The organism is Pseudomonas sp. LS2P72 (assembly GCF_054897865.1).
Window position 1 is genome coordinate 3,417,767 of record NZ_CM142708.1, and the last position, 19,871, is coordinate 3,437,637.

The window sequence follows — 19,871 nt, forward strand, 5'->3', positions numbered from 1 at the left end:
AAACCTTAAGACGCTGATAAACCAATGGTTTCAGGGTTTTCCTGTACTACCTCCTTAGAGGTAGACCGCACAAGCATAGGCCTATGCCCCCTAGGGCTTCGTTGACATGGATCAAGTTTTTGCGGGGTTGCCCTCTCTAGTCTGCCGCCATGGCTAATTGACTGGAGAGCATTTGTGAACCCACCGCGTGTACGACAAGGCTTGGTGCTGGGCATGAGCACGCTGGCCTTCACTGTCTGTTTCATGGTCTGGATGATGTTTGCCGTGCTCGGTGTACCGATCAAGGACCTTCTCCAGCTCAACGAAACCCAGTTCGGCCTGCTGGCCGCGACCCCGGTGCTGACCGGCTCGCTGGTGCGGTTGCCGCTGGGCCTGCTGACCGACCGCTTTGGCGGGCGCAGCGTGTTTTTCCTGTTGATGCTGGCCTGCGTGGCGCCGCTGTACCTGATCAGTCACGCCACCGCCTACTGGCAGTTCCTGGTGCTGGGCTTGTTCGTCGGCCTGGCCGGCGGCTCGTTTTCAGTCGGGATTGCCTACGTCGCCAAATGGTTCGACAAAGAGAATCAGGGCTTCGCGATGGGCATCTTCGGCGCCGGTAACGCCGGGGCCGCGGTGACCAAGTTTCTCGCCCCGGCGCTGATCGCTGCCGGTAGCTGGCAGTTGGTGCCGAAAGTCTTCAGCGCGATCCTCTTTATTACCGCGCTGTTGTTCTGGTTTTTCAGCGCCGAAAACAAGGACCACCGCAGTGCCACCGGCGCCACGTTGCGTGAGCAATTGAGCTCGCTGAAGGACCCGGCGGTGTGGCGCTACTGCCAGTACTACTCGATCGTCTTCGGTGGTTATGTCGCCCTCGCACTGTGGATGACCAAGTACTACGTGCAGGAATACGGTTTCAGCCTGCAAAGCGCGGCGCTGCTGGCGGCCTGCTTTTCCCTGCCCGGTGGCGTGCTGCGTGCGGTCGGCGGCTGGATGTCGGATCGCTGGGGGGCGCAAAGCGTGACCTGGTGGGTGTTGTGGGTCAGTTGGATCTGCCTGTTCCTGCTCTCGTATCCCCAAACCCAACTGCAAGTGCAAACGATCAACGGCCCGGTGGATTTCCACATCGGCCTCAATCCCGCGCTGTTCACCGTGCTGCTGTTCGTCATGGGCATCGCCTTCGCGTTCGGCAAGGCCTCTGTCTTCAAATACATCGCCAACGACTACCCGAAAAACATGGGTGCGGTGTCCGGCATCGTCGGCCTCGCCGGTGGCCTGGGCGGTTTCGTGTTGCCAATTCTGTTCGGCGCCCTGGTGGACCTCACCGGCGTGCGCTCTTCCTGCTTCATGTTGATGTACGGCGTGGTCTGGGTCTCCCTCACCTGGATGTACTTCAGCGAAATACGCAAAAGCCCGGTGCTGGGTAAAGCGCCGCTGCTGACCCCGTCCCCGATTTCCAGCATTGCCCTAGGAGAAGAACATGTCCGTTCTGCAAAAGCCTGACAAAGGCCCGGTCATTCATGACTGGCGCCCCGAGGACCCAGCATTCTGGGGAAGTAGCGGCAAACAGACCGCCACGCGCAACTTGTGGATTTCCATTCCTGCGCTGCTGCTGGCCTTTGCGGTGTGGATGGTCTGGAGCACGGTGATCGTGCGTTTGAACGCCATCGGTTTCACCTTCACCACCGACCAATTGTTCTGGCTGGCGGCATTGCCGGGGCTGTCCGGGGCGACCTTGCGCGTCTTCTATTCCTTCATGGTGCCGATCTTCGGTGGCCGTCGCTGGACCGCCCTGAGCACCGCGTCGCTGTTGTTGCCCTCGATCTGGATGGGTTTCGCCGTGCAGGACCCGAGCACCTCCTACAGCGTGTTCGTGTTGATTGCCTTGCTCTGCGGTTTTGGTGGCGGCAACTTTGCATCGAGCATGTCCAACATCAGCTTCTTCTATCCCAAGTCGCAGCAGGGCACGGCCCTTGGCCTCAACGCCGGGCTGGGTAACCTGGGCGTCTCGGTGATGCAGTTCTGTGTGCCGCTGGTGATTACCTTCGGTGTGTTCGGTTTCATGGGCGGCTCGCCGCAAGCGTTGCCGGACGGCGGTCAGTTGTGGTTGCAGAACGCCGGTTTCATCTGGGTGCCATTCATTGTCCTGGTGACGGTGCTGGCCTGGTTCGGCATGAATGACCTGTCCAGTGCCCGCGCTTCGTTCAGCGAGCAGGCGGTGATCTTCAAACGCAAACACAACTGGCTGATGTGCTGGTTGTACCTGGCGACCTTCGGTTCGTTCATCGGTTTCTCCGCCGCGTTTCCGCTGCTGATCAAAACCTCGTTCCCTGATGTCATCGCGTTGAAATTCGCCTTCCTCGGCCCGTTGGTCGGTGCGCTGGTACGCCCATTGGGCGGCTGGCTGGCGGACAAGCTCGGCGGCGCGAAAGTGACCTTGTGGAACTTCGTGGCGATGATCGTGATGGTCTTCGGCGTCATGCACTTCCTGCCGCAGAACGGTGAGCCCGGCAACTTCTACGGCTATCTGGGCATGTTCATGCTGCTGTTCATTACCACTGGCATCGGCAACGGCTCCACCTTCCGCATGATCCCGGTGATCTTCCGCACCCAGCATGAAAAAGCCTCGGCCGGGCAATCGCCGGCCATCCGCGAACAAGCGCTAAAGAACGCTGGCAAGGAGTCAGCCGCGGTCCTGGGCTTCAGTTCGGCCATGGGCGCCTTCGGTGCGTTCTTCATTCCCAAATCCTTCGGCACTTCGATGGCCCAGACCGGCGGCCCGGAGATGGCCTTCTACATGTTCGTCGGCTTTTACCTGAGCTGCATCGTGGTGACCTGGTGGTGGTACGCGCGCAAAGGCGCAGCGACTCCCTGCTAAGACGACCCGAATCCAACCATTGCGTGGGCGGGGCACAGAACCCCGCAGCAAGCCTGAGAGGACTACACCGTGAGTCATTTACTGGATCAACTGAAGTTTTTCAATCGCAAGCAAAACGAGTTTTCCGACGGTCATGGCGAGACCCGCAAAGAGTCTCGCGACTGGGAGAACGTCTACCGTTCACGCTGGCAGTACGACAAGATCGTGCGTTCCACCCACGGGGTGAACTGCACCGGTTCCTGCTCGTGGAAGATCTACGTCAAGAACGGCCTGATCACCTGGGAAACCCAGCAGACCGACTACCCGCGCACCCGTAACGATCTGCCGAACCATGAGCCCCGTGGCTGCCCGCGTGGTGCCAGTTACAGCTGGTACATCTACAGCGCCAACCGGCTCAAGTACCCGAAAATCCGCAAGCCGTTGCTCAAACTCTGGCGCGATGCGCGGCAGACCATGGCGCCGGTGGAAGCCTGGGCCAGCATCGTCGAGGACAAGGCCAAGGCCGACTCCTATAAAAGCAAGCGCGGCATGGGTGGCTTCATTCGCTCCAACTGGGAGGAAGTCAACGAGATCATCGCTGCCGCCAACGTCTATACCATCAAGCAATACGGCCCTGATCGGATCGTCGGGTTCTCGCCGATCCCGGCGATGTCGATGGTCAGCTATGCCGCAGGTTCGCGTTACCTGTCGCTGATCGGCGGTGCGTGCCTGAGTTTCTACGACTGGTACTGCGACTTGCCACCGGCCTCGCCGATGGTTTGGGGCGAGCAGACCGACGTGCCGGAATCGGCCGACTGGTACAACTCCAACTACATCATTGCCTGGGGCTCCAACGTCCCGCAGACCCGCACCCCCGACGCACACTTCTTCACCGAAGTCCGTTACAAGGGCACCAAGACGGTTGCGATCACCCCGGATTACTCGGAAGTCGCCAAGCTCACCGACCTGTGGCTGAACCCTAAACAAGGCACCGATGCGGCGCTGGCCCAGGCGTTCAACCACGTAATCTTCAAAGAATTCCACCTGGACAAACCGAGCGCCTATTTCACCGACTACGCCAAGCGATTCACCGATTTGCCAGTGCTGGTGCTGCTCAAGCAAATGGTCGACAAGGCACCGGGCGCCGGTTACCAGCCGGACCGCTTCCTGCGCGCCAGTGACCTGACCGACAACCTCGGCCAGGAAAACAACCCGGAATGGAAAACCATCGCCCTGGATGTCAGCGGTGAACTGGTGTCCCCGCAGGGTTCCATCGGTTATCGCTGGGGCGAGAAGGGCAAGTGGAACATTCTGCCTCGTGAAGGTGGCGAAGGCCGTGAGATCGATCTGAAGCTGAGCCTGATCGGCGATGACGTTGCCGAAGTGGCGTTCCCGTATTTTGCCGGCGAGTCCCACGAGCACTTCCAGCACGTGGCCGGCGATGCCGTGCAATACCGCCGCGTGCCGGTGCATAACGTGGTGCTGGCGGACGGCAGCGTGGCCAAAGTCGCCACCGTGTTCGACCTGTCGGCCGCCAACCTGGCGATCAATCGCGGCCTCGGCGGCGAAAATGTGGCCAAGGATTACGACGACGCCTCGGTGCCCGGCACCCCGGCGTGGCAGGAGCAGATCACCGGCGTCAGCCGCGAGAAAGCCATCCAGATTGCCCGTGAGTTCGCCGACAACGCCGACAAGACCAAGGGTCGCTCGATGATCATCGTCGGCGCGGCGATGAACCACTGGTACCACATGGACATGAACTACCGCGGGCTGATCAACATGCTCATGCTCTGCGGGTGTGTCGGCCAGACCGGTGGCGGTTGGGCGCATTACGTCGGTCAGGAAAAACTCCGTCCGCAATGCGGCTGGCTGCCCCTGGCGTTCGGCCTGGACTGGAACCGTCCGCCTCGCCAAATGAACGGCACCAGTTTCTTCTACGCCCACAGTTCGCAGTGGCGTCACGAGAAAATGAGCATGCACGATGTGCTCTCGCCGCTGGCCGATAAATCGCAATTCCCTGAGCATGCCCTGGACTACAACATCCGCGCCGAACGTGCCGGCTGGTTGCCCAGCGCACCGCAGCTCAACACTAACCCGCTGCACATTTGCCGCGACGCGGCTGCGGCCGGCATGGACCCGAAAGACTACGTGGTCAAGTCATTGCAGGACGGTTCGCTGCGCTTCTCCTGCGAACAGCCGGACAGCCCGGTCAACTTCCCGCGCAACATGTTCATCTGGCGTTCCAACCTGCTGGGCTCCTCGGGCAAGGGCCACGAGTACATGCTCAAGTACCTGCTGGGCACCAAAAACGGGGTGATGAACGAAGACATCGGCCAGGTCGGCGATTGCAAACCTGAAGAAGCCGAATGGGTGGACGAGGGCGCCATCGGCAAGCTCGACCTGGTCACCACGCTGGACTTCCGCATGTCCTCGACCTGCGTCTATTCCGACATCGTGTTGCCGACGGCAACCTGGTACGAAAAAGACGACATGAACACCTCGGACATGCACCCGTTCATTCACCCGTTGTCGGCCGCCATCGACCCGGCGTGGGAATCGCGTTCCGACTGGGAAATCTACAAAGGCATCGCCAAGGCGTTTTCCAGCATGTCCGAAGGGCATTTGGGCGTTGAAAAGGACCTGGTGACCATCCCACTGATGCACGACAGCGTCGGCGAGCTGGCCCAACCGTTTGGCGGCACCGACTGGAAAAGCGCCGGCGTGGCCCCGGAGCCGGGCAAGAACGCGCCGAATCTGCATGTGGTGGAGCGTGACTACCCAAATATCTACAAGCAGTTCTCGTCCCTCGGGCCATTGCTGGAGAAACACGGCAACGGTGGCAAAGGCATCAACTGGAACACCGAAGACGAAGTGAAATTCCTCGGTGAGCTCAATCACAAAGAAGGCGATGCCGGTATCAGCGAGGGTCGGCCGAAAATCGACACTGCCATCGATGCCGCAGAAGTGATTCTGTCCCTGGCACCGGAAACCAATGGTCAGGTGGCGGTCAAGGCCTGGGCTGCGCTGTCGGAATTCACCGGGATCGACCACAGCCACCTGGCGCTGTCCAAGGCCCACGAGGCCATCCGTTTCCGCGACATTCAGGCACAGCCGCGCAAGATCATTTCCAGCCCGACCTGGTCGGGGCTCGAAGACGATCACGTCAGCTACAACGCCGGCTACACCAACGTTCACGAAGGGATCCCATGGCGCACCATCACCGGTCGCCAACAGTTCTACCAGGATCACCCTTGGATGCAGGCGTTCGGCGAGCAACTGATGAGTTATCGGCCGCCGGTCAACACCCGCACCATCGAAGGGGTGAAAGGCAAGCGCAGCAACGGCCACAAGGAAATCGTCCTGAACTGGATCACTCCGCACCAGAAATGGGGCATCCACAGCACCTACAGCGACAACCTGCTGATGCTCACCCTCAGCCGTGGCGGGCCAATTGTCTGGCTCTCGGAGAACGACGCGAAAAGCGCCGGCATCGAGGACAACGACTGGATCGAGTGCTTCAACATCAACGGTGCATTGACCGCCCGTGCGGTGGTCAGCCAACGGGTCAAGGACGGCATGGTGATGATGTACCACGCCCAGGAACGGATCGTGAACGTGCCCGGTTCGGAAACCACCAAGACCCGTGGCGGCCACCACAACTCGGTCACCCGCGTCGTACTCAAGCCGACCCACATGATCGGCGGCTATGCCCAGCAGGCCTACGGTTTCAATTATTACGGCACGGTCGGTTGCAACCGCGATGAATTCGTCGTGGTGCGCAAAATGTCCAAAGTCGACTGGCTCGATGGTTCAAGTGGCGATGACCTGCCGCGTCCACTGCCGACCGATATCGAGGAGAACTGAGATGAAGATTCGCTCACAAATCGGCATGGTTCTGAACCTGGACAAATGCATCGGTTGCCACACCTGTTCGATCACCTGCAAAAACGTCTGGACCAGCCGCGAAGGCATGGAATACGCCTGGTTCAACAACGTCGAATCGAAACCCGGGATCGGCTATCCGAAAGAATGGGAAAACCAGGACAAGTGGAAGGGCGGCTGGATCCGCAATGCCAATGGCACGATCAACCCGCGCATCGGCGGTAAATTCCGCGTGTTGGCGAACATTTTCGCCAACCCGGACCTGCCGAGCCTCGACGACTACTACGAACCGTTCGACTTCGATTACCAGCACCTGCACACCGCGCCGCTGGGCGAGCATCAACCCACCGCGCGCCCGCGTTCGCTGATCTCCGGCAAGCGCATGGAGAAAATCGAGTGGGGCCCGAACTGGGAAGAAATCCTCGGCACCGAATTCGCCAAGCGCCGCAAGGACAAGAACTTCGACAAGATCCAGGCGGACATTTACGGCGAGTACGAAAACACTTTCATGATGTATTTGCCGCGCCTGTGCGAGCACTGCCTCAACCCGACGTGCGCCGCGTCGTGCCCGAGCGGGGCGATCTACAAGCGTGAAGAAGACGGCATCGTCCTGATTGACCAGGAAAAATGCCGTGGCTGGCGCATGTGCATCAGCGGCTGCCCGTACAAGAAGATCTATTTCAACTGGAAGAGCGGCAAGTCCGAGAAATGCATTTTCTGCTACCCGCGTATCGAAGCCGGGATGCCGACCGTTTGCGCGGAAACCTGCGTCGGGCGCATCCGCTACCTCGGTGTGTTGCTGTATGACGCCGACCGCATCAGCGAAGTGGCGAGCACCGCCAATGAGCAGGATCTGTACGAGAAACAACTGGAAATCTTCCTCGATCCGAACGACCCGGCCGTGATTCGTCAGGCTCTGGAAGACGGGGTGCCGCAATCGGTGATCGATTCCGCGCAACGTTCGCCGGTCTACAAAATGGCCGTGGACTGGAAACTCGCGCTGCCGCTGCACCCGGAATATCGCACCTTGCCGATGGTTTGGTACGTACCGCCGCTGTCGCCAATCCAGAACGCCGCCACTGCCGGCACCGTGGGTATGAACGGGGTGATCCCGGATGTCGACAGCCTGCGTATTCCACTGAAGTACCTGGCCAACCTGCTGACGGCGGGCGATGAAAAACCGGTCAAGCGTGCGCTTAAACGCTTGCTGGCGATGCGCGCCTACAAACGTTCCGAGCAAGTTGATGGCGTTCAGGACCTGCAAGTGCTGGCGGATGTCGGCCTGAGCGTGGCCCAGGTCGAGGAGATGTATCGCTACCTGGCGATCGCCAACTACGAAGATCGCTTTGTCGTACCTAGCGCCCACCGTGAAGACGCCATGAGCGATGCCTTCGCCGAACGTTCCGGTTGCGGCTTCAGTTTCGGCAGTGGGTGCAGCGGCAGTTCCGACACCAACATGTTCGGCGCCAAGAAAGCCAACCGCCGCGACATCCTGAAAACCGTCCAGTTGTGGGAGGAATGAGCATGCAAATTCTCAAAGTGATTTCGCTGCTGCTCGATTACCCGACCGAGACGCTCATTAGCGGTCGCGACGAACTGGAGCAAGCGATCATCCAGTCACGGGAAATCAGCCCGACACAGCGCGGTGCGTTGTTCGAATTGCTCGAGCTGATCTGCGGCAATGACCTGATGGACGGGCAGGAGCACTACGGTGCGCTGTTCGGTCGGGGGCGCTCGTTGTCGCTGCTGTTGTTCGAGCATGTGCACGGTGAATCCCGCGACCGTGGCCAGGCGATGGTCGACATGATGGCGCAATACGAAGAAGCCGGTTTTGCCATCGGCGTCAAAGAGCTGCCCGATTACATCCCGCTGTATCTGGAGTTCCTGTCTACCCGCGAAGACATCGAGGCCCGCGAGGGCCTGGCGGATGTTTCGCACTTGCTGGCCTTGCTCGCCGCACGTCTGGAAGAGCGCGAAAGCGCCTATGCCAGCTGCTTCCGGGCGCTGCTGCAAATTGCCGGGGCCGAGCCGCATCAGGCGGTCGCCGACCTGCGGGCGCAGGTCGCGGCGGAACCCCGCGACGACTCCCTCGAAGCTCTCGACAAGATCTGGGAAGAGGAGGCCGTGGACTTCCTCCAGGCCGAACAGCAGGACCGTTGCAGTGGACTGCCAAGCGCACCGGGCAAGGCTCGGGAAGAAAGCGCGGTGCCGTTGCACTGGGTGGATTTTCAGCATGAAGGGTTGGCCGCCGTGCCAGCCAAGGAGGTAGGCAATGTCTAAATGGAACCTGTTGTTGTTCGGGGTCTATCCCTACGTCGCCCTGGCGATTTGCCTGATCGGAAGTTGGGCCCGCTTCGACCTGTCGCAATACAGCTGGAAAGCAGGTTCGAGCCAGATGCTCAACCAACGCGGCATGCGCGTGGCGAGCAATTTGTTCCATGTCGGTGTGCTGTTCGTGCTGGCCGGACATTTCGTCGGCCTGCTGACCCCGGCGTCGATTTATCACCACGTGATCAGCACTGAGAACAAGCAGTTGTTGGCAATGGTTTCGGGCGGGTTCTTCGGCTTGCTGTGCCTGATCGGCCTGCTGATGCTGGTTAACCGGCGGCTCAGCGACCCTCGGGTCCGGGCTACCTCAAGTCCTTCGGACATCCTGATTCTGCTGGTGCTGCTGGCGCAATTGCTGCTCGGTCTGCTGACCATCGCCGCGTCCACCGGACACATGGACGGCTCGGTGATGGTGATGCTTGCCGATTGGGCGCAGAACACCGTGCTGTTGCGTCCGGTGGAAGCAGCGGCGGCCATCGCTCCGGTCAGTCTGATTTACAAGTTGCATGTGTTTCTCGGTTTGACCCTGTTTGTGCTGTTCCCCTTCACCCGTCTCGTACACATGATCAGCGCACCGATCTGGTACCTGGGGCGTCGTTATCAAATCGTTCGTCAGAAGTACTGAGGAGACAATCATGTCAGGTGGATGTGGATGTGGTGGTGGTAACGGCGGCAGCGGTGGCTGCGGTTCTTCAAAAAAATCCGAGGACGTTCTCGACATCGCGCCGGTCGTAGCGGCGTTTGAAGCGCTGCCGGTTGAGCCCGCAGGGGCCGAGGACGCCCCGGCGCAGTTGATCGCCAGCAGCGAACAGGAGTGGCCGATCATCAGCGTCAACGAGGTGTCGATTACCCCGGAGGCGATGGCCCAGGAGCTGCAATATCACCCGGCCGAAAGCCGCGAGGAGGCGGTCTACCTGGCCGCCCGCGCGCTGGTGATCCGCGAGTTGTTGCAGCAGCGCATCACCGAACTCGGTGTGTCGCTGGAGATCGGTGCCGGTGAGAACGAAGAAGAAGCGGCCACGCGCTTGCTGCTCGAACGTGAGGTGAAGGTGCCGCAGTGCGACGAGGAATCGAGTCTGCGTTACTACGAAAACAATCGCGGACGCTTCCACAGCGCCCCGTTGCTGGCGGTGCGGCACATCCTGCTCGAATGTGCGCCGGACGATGTCGAGGCCCGGGAGCTTGCGCAGGGTCAGGCCGAAGTCCTGCTGCAGCAACTGGATGAATTCCCCGGCAGTTTCGCCGAGCTGGCGGTGAAATATTCAGCCTGCCCGTCGAAGGCCCAGGGTGGTTCTCTGGGGCAGATCAGCAAGGGCCAGACCGTGCCCGAGCTGGAGCGTCAGCTGTTCACCCTGGCACCGGGCCTGGCCAGCAAACCACTGGAAAGTCGCTACGGCTGGCATGTGGTCAGCGTCGATCAACGAATCGAAGGCATGCCGTTGCCCTATGAAGTGGTGTCGACGGCGATCCGCACGCAGTTGCAGCAAGGCGTCTGGCAAAAAGCCCTGGTGCAGTACCTGCAAACCCTGATCGGTGCAGCCGATATTCGCGGCATTCACTTGCAGGGCGCCGACTCACCGCTGGTGCAGTGAGCATCGAGGCAAACCGGGAGAAGTGATGAACGCTGTGATGCAGGATGGTTTTGGACGGCAGATCGATTATCTGCGGATGTCGGTGACGGACCGCTGTGATTTTCGCTGTGTGTATTGCATGGCGAAAAACATGACGTTCCTGCCACGCCAGCAGGTGCTCACGCTGGAGGAGTTGCAGCGTTTGGCGACGCTGTTCGTTGGCCTGGGTGTACGCAAAATCCGTCTGACTGGCGGCGAGCCGCTGATCCGTCCGGGCATTGTCGAACTGTGCCGCAACATCGCCGCCTTGCCCGGTTTGCGCGAACTGGTGATGACCAGCAACGGCTCGCAACTGGGCCGTCTGGCCCGGCCGTTGGTCGACGCCGGAGTCAAGCGGATGAACATCAGCCTCGATAGCCTGGATGGGCAGAAGTTTCGGGCGATCACCCGTAACGGCGACCTCGATCAGGTACTCAACGGCATTGAAGCGGCGCGGGACGCGGGGTTCGAACGGATCAAACTCAACTGCGTGGTGATGAAAGGGCGCAACTTCGATGAAGTCCCGGCGTTGGTGCAATACGCCATCGACCAGCGCATCGACATCAGTTTCATCGAAGAAATGCCCTTGGGCGACGTCGGTCGTTCCCGGGGCGAATCGTTCTGTTCCAGCGACGAAGTGCGCACGCTCATCGCCAGCCAGCATCGGTTGCTCGACAGCACCGAGAACAGCGGCGGACCGGCGCGCTATGTGCGTCTGGAACGCCATCCTGAGACCCGGATCGGTTTTATTTCGCCCAATAGCCACAACTTTTGTGGCAGCTGTAATCGGGTGCGGATGACGGTTGAAGGGAAGCTGTTGTTGTGTCTGGGGCAGGAGGATGCTCTGGATTTACGCGGATTGCTAAGGCGTTATCCGTTGGATGATCAACCGGTGATTGATGCGGTGCAGAAGGCCTTGCGTGGGAAGCCGTTGCGGCATGATTTCAGTCCCGACGGGGAGGTGCAGATTGTGCGGTTCATGAACATGAGTGGGGGTTGATTCGGGGGCTGTGTGCTGATCCGAAATCCACCCCTCACCCTAACCCTCTCCCCAGAGGGGCGAGGGGACTGATTGAGATGCATGAACGAAACTCTGCGACCTGGGCCTTTAGGTTGAACTCAAGTTTTGGAAGCGATAAAGATCTGCTCCCTTTCCCCCTCTCCCCTCTGGGGCGGTCCGACGTTTCGGGAGGGCTGGGGTGAGGGGTGGATTTCAGACCAGAGCGTTTACCCCCGGCTTACCAACAGTTTCCCTTTGCCGCCTCAGGGCGGTTTTTTTTCACCGGTAAATCTTGATATCGATCAATTGCAGATCAGCACTTTGTCCGTAGCCTTCACTGCATGTTGTGGTTTTAAGTTTGATTAAGTCTATATGTAGTGTCTGGAGGCCAAATGCAGAGCACGCTGATCGCAGTAGGATGTAACCGCTTGCACAAACGCGATGGCAGTCAGGTCGCCTTCGATGCCGACAAAATCCGTCAGGCATTGATCGCTGCCGGCAAGGCGACGGGGGAGTACGGCGAGGTTGAGGTTGAAGGCTTGCTTCAGGCGGTATTGGCCAGGCTCGAAGGATTGCCAAGACTCCATGTCGAGCAAATCCAGGACCGTGTTGAACGGGCGTTGATGGATGCCGGTTTCTTCCTCGCCATGCGCGCCTACATCGTCTACCGCGAACAGCACGGGCGTTTGCGCCGTGACCGCCGGACCATGGTCGAAGTCGCAACCTCGATGAACGAATACCTTGACCGTGAAGACTGGCGGGTCCAGGCCAACGCCAATCAGGGTTATTCCCTGGGCGGCCTGGTGTTGAACGTGTCTGGCAAGGTCACCGCCAACTACTGGCTGGACGAGGTGTACAGCGAGGCCATCGGCCAGACTCATCGCGAGGCGGATTTGCATGTGCACGACCTCGACATGCTCGCCGGTTACTGCGCGGGTTGGTCGTTGCGCACCCTGCTGCACGAAGGGCTCAACGGCGTGCCGGGGCGTGTCGAAGCCGGTCCGCCGAAGCACTTGAGCAGCGCCTTGGGGCAGATGGTGAATTTCCTCGGCACCCTGCAAAACGAATGGGCCGGCGCCCAGGCGTTCAGCTCGTTCGATACCTACCTGGCGCCTTATGTGCGCAAGGATCAACTGAGCTTTCAGGAGGTGCGCCAGGCGATCCAGGAGTTCATCTACAACCTCAACGTGCCCTCGCGCTGGGGCACCCAGACGCCGTTCACCAACCTGACCTTCGACTGGGTGTGCCCGCAGGATTTGCGTGAGCAGATACCCGTCATTGGCGGTGAGGAAATGCCGTTTGCCTATGGCGACCTGCAAGTCGAAATGGAGCTGCTCAACCGCGCTTACATCGAGGTGATGCAGGCCGGCGATGCGAAAGGGCGGGTGTTCACCTTTCCGATCCCGACCTACAACATCACCCATGACTTTCCATGGGACAGTGAAAACGCCGACCGCCTGTTCGAGATGACTGCGCGTTACGGCCTGCCGTATTTCCAGAACTTCCTCAACTCGGACCTGCAACCCAATCAGGTGCGCTCGATGTGCTGCCGTTTGCAGCTGGATGTGCGCGAGTTGCTCAAGCGTGGCGGCGGTTTGTTCGGCTCGGCGGAGCAGACCGGATCGCTCGGCGTCGTCACCATCAACTGCGCGCGGCTGGGCTATGTGTTCAAGGGTGATACCAGCGGTTTGCTGCAGCGCCTGGACACGCTGATGGAACTGGCGATGGAAAGCCTGGAGGTCAAGCGCAAGGTGATTCAGCACCACATGGATGCCGGTTTGTACCCGTACACCAAGCGCTACCTCGGCACCTTGCGAAACCATTTTTCCACCATCGGCCTCAACGGCATGCATGAAATGCTGCGCAATTTCACCGGCGACGAGGAGGGCATGCATACCGAGCACGGCCGGCAGTTTGCCCTGAAGATGCTCGATCATGTGCGCGCCACGTTGCTGCGTTTCCAGGAGGAAACCGGCCACATGTACAACCTGGAAGCGACGCCGGCCGAGGGCACGACCTACCGCTTCGCCAAGGAAGACCTCAAGCGCTACCCCGATATTCTCCAGGCTGGCAGCGTGCAAGCGCCGTATTACACCAACTCCTCGCAACTGCCGGTGGGCTACACCGAAGACCCCTTCGAAGCCCTGGAACTTCAAGACGAGCTGCAATGCAAATACACCGGCGGCACGGTCTTGCACCTGTACATGGCCGAGCGGATTTCTTCGACCGAGGCCTGCAAACAACTGGTGCGCAAAGCCCTTGGCCGATTCCGCCTGCCGTACCTGACCGTGACCCCGACGTTCTCCATCTGCCCGGTGCACGGCTACCTCGATGGCGAGCATGAGTTCTGCCCCAAGTGCGACGAAGCACTGCTGCTGCAAGAACAGAAACTCGGCACCGTTCATTGATTTCGATCCACTCAACTGCAAGGAGCTTCACCATGACTGCATCGCAAACATTGCCCCAGGCTCAACGTCAACGCTGCGAAGTCTGGACCCGGGTAATGGGCTATCACCGCCCTGTGTCGGCGTTCAATCCGGGTAAACAGTCGGAGCACCGCGAGCGGGTGCACTTCACTGAAGGCGCGGCATTGGCCGGGCGCCAATGAGTCGAACGCTGCGGGTCGGGGGCATGGTGCCCCTGACCACTATCGACTATCCGGGACAGCTCGCCTGCGTGCTGTTTTGCCAGGGTTGCGCCTGGCGTTGTCGTTACTGCCATAACCCGCAGTTGATCCCGCCTCGTGGCACAGACGAAGTGGATTGGCGGCGGGTGTTGGCGTTTCTGCAACGGCGTCAGGACCTGCTCGATGCGGTGGTGTTCAGCGGCGGAGAGCCGACCTTGCAGGACGGTTTGCTCGGCGCCATGGATGAGGTGCGGGCGATGGGATTTCGCATCGGTTTGCACAGCGCCGGCATCAAACCCGCCGCGTTCGCCAAGGCACTGACCGGGGCCGATTGGGTCGGTTTCGATGTCAAGGCGTTGCCCGAGGATTGCCAGGCGATCACCCGGGTCGAGGGCAGCGGAACCGCCAACTGGCGCAGCCTTGAGCATCTGCTGGCCAGCGGTGTCGACTACGAATGTCGCACCACCGTGCATTGGCATTTGTTCGAGCCGGCACGTCTGCTGATCCTCGCCAAGCGCTTGAGTGAACTTGGCGTCAAACGCTTCGCCGTGCAGCTGGTCCGCACCGAGCGGATGTTCGATCCGCTGCTGCCGAGTGTTTCGGCACAAGCCTTGCTACCTGAGCTGTGGGAGGCCATGCGCGAGTTGTTTCCAGCCTTCGTGTTACGGGGGTAACCGAGGCTGAGGTTTTACGTTTAACAGGGACATCCATCATTAGGTTTTCAAATGCGCTGCCAATCGGCAGGTATCAAACGGGGAGCATTTGATATGGCCAAATTAACCACAGCACAACGTATCGTCATCGGCTTTGCAATCGCGCCGTTGGCATTGATGGGTATGGCGTTTTACGCGTTGCACGATTTGGCAACCCTCAAGGATCAGGCGGTGGTGATCGTCAAGCAGGACTGGCCGAAGATTGATCCGATCATGGTCATTGCCACCGGCGTGCGCGATAACGCCAGGAACACCCGGGATCTACTGATCGATAAAGACAATCAGCAGGTGCAGCAGTCAATCGACACCACCAAGAAACGGATCACTCAGGCGCTCGAAACGCTCGAGCCGTTGTTCTATTTGCCCGAGGGCAAAACCGCTTATGCCGCGCTGAAGAAGAATCGTGAAGCCTACGTGGCGGCGTTCACTCAAGTGCAGGTGTTGATCCGGCAAGGGGCCTTCGATGACGCCATGGCACAGCTGAAACAAAAGGTCGTGCCGGCGGAGCGTGAGGTTTATAGCAGCCTGGATCAGTTGATGGTGCTGCAAGGGAAAATATTCGCCGACCGGGAACAGGCGGCGCAGGAACTGTACAGCGATGCCCGGCGCAATATGCTCGGGTTGTTTTTGTTCTGTGTGGCGTTGGTCATCGCCGCGGCGGTGATCGTCACGCGCAGTGTGACCCGTCCATTGGGCGGCGAGCCGGATGATGCCGCACGGTTTTTGAGTCAGATCGCTCAAGGCGACCTGACGATTCAGGTGCCCGTGAACTCAAGTGTCGGCGGCAGCGTGATGATGAACATGCATCAGATGCAGCAAAGTCTGAATGCCATGGTCAAGCACATCTCGACTTCGGTGGACCAGGTGGCCAGTTCCTCCGAAGAGCTGAGTGCGGTCAGCAGCCAGACCAGCAGTAACCTGCAATTGCAGGGGCTGGAGATCGAGCAGGCGGCCACCGCTGTGAACCAGATGACCGCAGCGGTCGATGAAGTGGCGCGCAATGCGGTGAGCACCTCCGAGGCCTCGCGGCAGTCCGAGCAAACCGCACAGCGCGGGCGTGAACAGGTTCAGGAAACCGTGGTTTCAATCGGCGCACTGGCCGAGGGCGTTACCGACACCTCACAACGCATCGAGCAACTGGCGGGCCGGGTGCAGGACATCAGCAAGGTGCTGGACGTGATTCGCAGCATCGCCGAGCAGACCAATCTGCTGGCCCTCAACGCGGCCATTGAAGCGGCCCGTGCCGGGGATGCCGGACGCGGTTTTGCCGTGGTCGCCGATGAAGTGCGCGCCCTGGCGCATCGCACTCAAGAGTCCACCCAGGAGATCGAGCAGATGATCGGCAACATTCGTCTCGATACCGGCCATGCGGTGACGGCCATGCAAAGCAGCAGCAACCTGGTGCGGGCCACCCTTGAAGTGGCGCAACGGTCGGGCGATGCATTGGATGAGATCACCCGGTCAATCTCGCAGATCAACGAGCGCAACATGATGATCGCCAGTGCCACGGAAGAACAGGCGTTGGTGGCGCGAGAGGTGGATCGCAATCTGATGGGGATTCGCAACTTGTCCGAGCAGGTTTTGCTGGGGGCCCAACATACTCACACTGCGGGTCACGATTTGGCGCAGATGGCCGGGGCGCTGCACCAAACGGTGGCGCGTTTTAAAGTCTAGCTAATTCGCGGTGGTGGTTGTGGATGAGGGCGCTCAGGACCAGCCCCAGAACTGCAACCACCAGCCGAACCCTACCAAGCCGATGGCGAGTAACAGGCAAGCGCTGCCCAACCCGCGCCGCGCCAGGGAAAGGCCTTCGCGGTCAAGCCGCTTCGAACCCAGCAGCAGACTCCAGCCCATCACAGCCAACAACAGACAGGCCCTGGCCGGTTGTACCCATTCCAGCAACAGCCCTTCATAGCGCAGCAACTTCACCGTTGTGGCTGACAGCCCGAGAAACAATCCCGCACCACCCACGGGCGTGAGTGTCAGCGCCAAGGGCCAATACAGTGCAGGATCTTGCGCCAGTCGAGCCGTCAGGCGCAGCAGGATCATCAACGCCGTGCCCAACACCATCGAACTCAAACTCAGATAAACGACGATGCTGAAACCGTCGAGCCAACTGAAGCTGTCGTTTAGCTGCGGGTAATGGGTGAGCAGCCACCAGGGCGCGTTGTCCTCCAGGGCCCAGAGTTGGTCGTGCTCGACCAGCCATTGGGCGAGGGTTTGTTTGAGGGCGACGAACCATGGGCTGACCGTCCACTGAAACGCGCCCATGGCCAGGCCGATCACACCGAACAGCAATAGGCGCGCGTCCCACGGCGAAAGCGTCTGCGCCGTTGCGTGAAGAATCTCCTGATTGCCGGAACGGGCGATCAGTTGAACGGCGCCGCGTTGTCCGCTGCAACGTCCGCAGGCATGACAGTCACTGGCGCCTTGCATACGACGGATATCGAGCAAGGGCGCGCAGTTGGGCGGCGGCAGGCGCGGCGCGGCATTGTCCATCCAGCGTTGTTCGTCGACCTGAAAATGCACGGGCGCCAAGCGAGCGAGCAGGGCGAAGACGCCGCTGACCGGGCACAGATAACGGCACCAGACGCGCTTGCCCCGGGCGAACAGCAATCCGACGACGACCGCAGCGACGGTCGAACCGCCCAGGATCAACAACGCCGCCTGAGCGTAGTCATAGACGCTGATCAACTGGCCGTAGAGGGTCGTCAGGCAGAACGCCAGGGTCGGCCAGCCGCCCCAGCGCAACCAGCGCGGCACACCCAAACCTTTGCCGTAATGGCTGGCCCATTCGCTGAGTGAACCTTCCGGACAGAGAACGCCACACCAGAGTCGGCCGAACAGCACGATCGACAGCAGCACGAACGGCCACCAAACGCCCCAGAACAAAAACTGCGCGAACTGGGTCAGGTTATCGAACATCCGTGCCTGGCTGTCCGGCAGCGGCAACACGGCCGGGATCACCAACAGCAACGCGTAGAACAACACGACGACCCACTGCACGGCACGAATCACGGGCGCATGTCGACGCATGCCGTCGCCCAGTCGCTGGAGTAAACGATTGCGGCGACTCAGCTCAGGCATGGGACTTTTTCCGCAGCACGTTGACGCAGCCAACCGCCGACGGCCAGCCAATAACCGGCCAGCACCAGTAACGTCATGCCGCTGGGCGTCGCCCGATAACCGGCAAAGCCCGCGAGAAAACCACCCAGTCCATGGCTGTCGCTGAGCAATGCGCTGCTGTCCCAAAGCGCATCACCCACGAGGCTGTACATCACCTCCGGCAACTCCAAGGCGAGTAGTTGACCGCCGATTCGCTCGGCGCCGCTGACCAGCAACGCCGCGCCGAGTACCAGCAAAACAGCTTCGCTGATGGCAAAGAATCGCTGCCACGAAATGAACCGGCGACTGCTGTGCAGCAGGGTAATAGTCAGCGCCGACAACACCAGTCCTAATGCACCGCCGATGGCAAACAACCCGAGTTGCGGACCTCGTAATTGGGCACCGGCGCCATAGAGAAAGACCACCGTTTCACTGCCTTCGCGGCTGACGGCGAGCATGGCCAGCAGTAATAGACCTGCGCCACCTTGCCGGGTCAGGTGGCTATCGGCGTGTCGTTGTAAATCGTGCTTGAGCGTGCGCCCATGGCGGTTCATCCAGCCAACCATTTGCACGATCAGCAGGCTAGCCACCAGCGCGAGTGCGGCCTGGAACCATTCACTGGCTGAGCCGCTCATGGCCTCACCGGCAAACAGAATCAACACCGCCAGCAGGCCCGAAAGCATCAAGCCCAGCACCACACCTGCCCACAAGTACTTCGCCAGTCGATCCCTCTGATGCTGCTGGCTGACCCAGGCCTGGAGAATTCCGATCACCAGCAGCGCCTCGACGCTTTCGCGCCAGACAATGAACATTGATTGATTCATGAAAACTCCGTGTTTGAACGGGTTATTTCGCGAGGATGCCGCCCTCGGGCAGTTGCGGATTGAACTCGTCGAAGAAGGGGTAGTGGCCGGGCCTGAGGGGGTGAATGACCACAAAGGTTGTCACGCCCGGCGACAGCACTTTTTCAACCCGCAATGGCGTGCTCTCGAACTCGGCCGGCCCTTGACCGATATTTTTCAGGACGATTTTGAAGCGCTGTCCGGCCGGAACTTCCAGCAGGGTGGGAGTGAAGTGACCATCGCGCAGGTTGAGTTCATAGCTCGGTAATTCGGCATAAGCCGTCAATGGCGCAACTGCTCCGGCAAGCATCAGCCAGGCAATCTGCAGGCGCTTCATTCAATAGCCGCCTTTTTTACCGATGCCGGCGTAGATGAACTCGTAGTGCAATTCGCAGCGCTCAAACCAGGGAGCCACGCCGGTTTCCTTATCGGTATGGCGGCCAAGGGACCCATGACCGCCGGGTGGCAGGACGGTGAAGGTCAGCTGATATTTGCCTGGCCCAAGCAGCTTTACATTGTCGCCATAGTGCGGGCCGTCATTGGCGACCATGGCGTGGAAATCGCCTTTGAGTTCGTTCTCGTTGCCCTGTTTTTTCAGGTTGAACGAGACATTGAGGTAAGGCACGAAGCTGCCTTCCTGAAAGCCCTGTCGATTGTCCGCCGTGGCCCGGATGTCGGCTTCCAGATGCACATCGGAATCCGCAGTGGCCCGCATCATTCCGGCAGGCGCCATCTCGATCGGCTGCAAATACACCGCCCCGACTTCCAGCCCTGGACACAACTGGGGTTCCCCGATCGGGTATTCCTTGGCCTGAGCCAACGGTGTGAGCAAGAGCAGGGCGAGGGACAGCGAAAAGGTCGTACGCATGATGTCTTCCTGGGCACTAACGAGTAGGAGCCCGAGTGTAGGAAGCTTTCCTGCGAATAATAAT

At 60.1% G+C, this 19,871-nt stretch carries 16 protein-coding genes; 12 read left to right on the forward strand and 4 right to left on the reverse strand.

Annotated features, from left to right (window positions below; genetic code table 11):
• Nucleotides 1-174: 174 nt before the first annotated feature.
• The 12 genes from ACYZUA_RS15740 (at nt 175) to ACYZUA_RS15795 (ending at nt 16,666) form a co-directional block, all read left to right on the forward strand.
• Nucleotides 175-1,479, forward strand: coding sequence for an MFS transporter (locus ACYZUA_RS15740; RefSeq protein ID WP_461959589.1), 1,305 nt, complete (start codon nt 175-177; stop codon nt 1,477-1,479).
• A complete protein-coding gene (locus ACYZUA_RS15745; RefSeq protein WP_461959590.1) occupies nt 1,457-2,854 on the forward strand; it encodes a NarK family nitrate/nitrite MFS transporter in 1,398 nt (465 codons plus the stop codon). The genes ACYZUA_RS15740 and ACYZUA_RS15745 overlap by 23 nt, the downstream gene beginning before the upstream one ends.
• 69 nt (nt 2,855-2,923) lie before the next feature.
• Nucleotides 2,924-6,697 (forward strand): nitrate reductase subunit alpha, encoded by a 3,774-nt coding sequence (locus ACYZUA_RS15750; RefSeq protein WP_461959591.1) that lies wholly within the window; start codon nt 2,924-2,926, stop codon nt 6,695-6,697.
• 1 nt (nt 6,698) lies between these two features.
• Complete coding sequence (narH, locus tag ACYZUA_RS15755) at nt 6,699-8,237, forward strand: nitrate reductase subunit beta (protein WP_461959592.1); 1,539 nt, start codon at nt 6,699-6,701, stop codon at nt 8,235-8,237.
• 2 nt (nt 8,238-8,239) lie between these two features.
• Nucleotides 8,240-8,995 (forward strand): nitrate reductase molybdenum cofactor assembly chaperone, encoded by a 756-nt coding sequence (gene narJ, locus ACYZUA_RS15760; protein ID WP_461959593.1) that lies wholly within the window; start codon nt 8,240-8,242, stop codon nt 8,993-8,995.
• Nucleotides 8,988-9,668, forward strand: coding sequence for a respiratory nitrate reductase subunit gamma (gene narI, locus ACYZUA_RS15765; protein WP_461959594.1), 681 nt, complete (start codon nt 8,988-8,990; stop codon nt 9,666-9,668). The genes narJ and narI overlap by 8 nt, the downstream gene beginning before the upstream one ends.
• Before the next feature lie 10 nt (nt 9,669-9,678).
• Nucleotides 9,679-10,635, forward strand: coding sequence for a peptidylprolyl isomerase (locus tag ACYZUA_RS15770; RefSeq protein WP_461959595.1), 957 nt, complete (start codon nt 9,679-9,681; stop codon nt 10,633-10,635).
• A 25-nt stretch (nt 10,636-10,660) separates the two neighbouring features.
• Nucleotides 10,661-11,653, forward strand: a complete 993-nt coding sequence (gene moaA, locus ACYZUA_RS15775) for a GTP 3',8-cyclase MoaA (protein WP_461959596.1) — start codon at nt 10,661-10,663, stop codon at nt 11,651-11,653.
• Nucleotides 11,654-12,045: 392 nt separating this feature from the next.
• On the forward strand, nt 12,046-14,061 hold the full coding sequence (locus ACYZUA_RS15780; RefSeq protein ID WP_461959597.1) for a ribonucleoside triphosphate reductase: 2,016 nt from the start codon (nt 12,046-12,048) through the stop codon (nt 14,059-14,061).
• Between the two features lie 32 nt (nt 14,062-14,093).
• The gene (gene nrdD / locus ACYZUA_RS15785) at nt 14,094-14,261 is read left to right on the forward strand and encodes an anaerobic ribonucleoside-triphosphate reductase (protein ID WP_008153595.1); all 168 of its coding nucleotides are present in this window, start codon (nt 14,094-14,096) and stop codon (nt 14,259-14,261) included.
• On the forward strand, nt 14,258-14,953 hold the full coding sequence (locus ACYZUA_RS15790) for an anaerobic ribonucleoside-triphosphate reductase activating protein (RefSeq protein ID WP_046052648.1): 696 nt from the start codon (nt 14,258-14,260) through the stop codon (nt 14,951-14,953). The genes nrdD and ACYZUA_RS15790 overlap by 4 nt, the downstream gene beginning before the upstream one ends.
• Before the next feature lie 93 nt (nt 14,954-15,046).
• Nucleotides 15,047-16,666, forward strand: coding sequence for a methyl-accepting chemotaxis protein (locus tag ACYZUA_RS15795; RefSeq protein WP_461959598.1), 1,620 nt, complete (start codon nt 15,047-15,049; stop codon nt 16,664-16,666).
• Between the two features lie 33 nt (nt 16,667-16,699).
• On the opposite strand, the gene ACYZUA_RS15800 is transcribed toward ACYZUA_RS15795, so the two are convergent.
• Genes ACYZUA_RS15800 through ACYZUA_RS15815 form a run of 4 tightly spaced genes read right to left on the reverse strand, consistent with a single transcriptional unit; the run spans nt 16,700 to nt 19,807 of the window.
• On the reverse strand, nt 16,700-18,079 hold the full coding sequence (locus ACYZUA_RS15800) for a 4Fe-4S binding protein (protein ID WP_461959599.1): 1,380 nt from the start codon (nt 18,077-18,079) through the stop codon (nt 16,700-16,702).
• Nucleotides 18,067-18,921, reverse strand: a complete 855-nt coding sequence (locus ACYZUA_RS15805; protein ID WP_461959600.1) for an FTR1 family iron permease — start codon at nt 18,919-18,921, stop codon at nt 18,067-18,069. The genes ACYZUA_RS15800 and ACYZUA_RS15805 overlap by 13 nt, the downstream gene beginning before the upstream one ends.
• A 22-nt stretch (nt 18,922-18,943) precedes the next feature.
• On the reverse strand, nt 18,944-19,276 hold the full coding sequence (locus ACYZUA_RS15810) for a cupredoxin domain-containing protein (protein WP_461959601.1): 333 nt from the start codon (nt 19,274-19,276) through the stop codon (nt 18,944-18,946).
• Entirely contained in the window at nt 19,277-19,807 is a 531-nt protein-coding gene (locus ACYZUA_RS15815) for an iron transporter (protein ID WP_008153602.1), read from the reverse strand.
• Between the last annotated feature and the right edge of the window lie 64 nt (nt 19,808-19,871).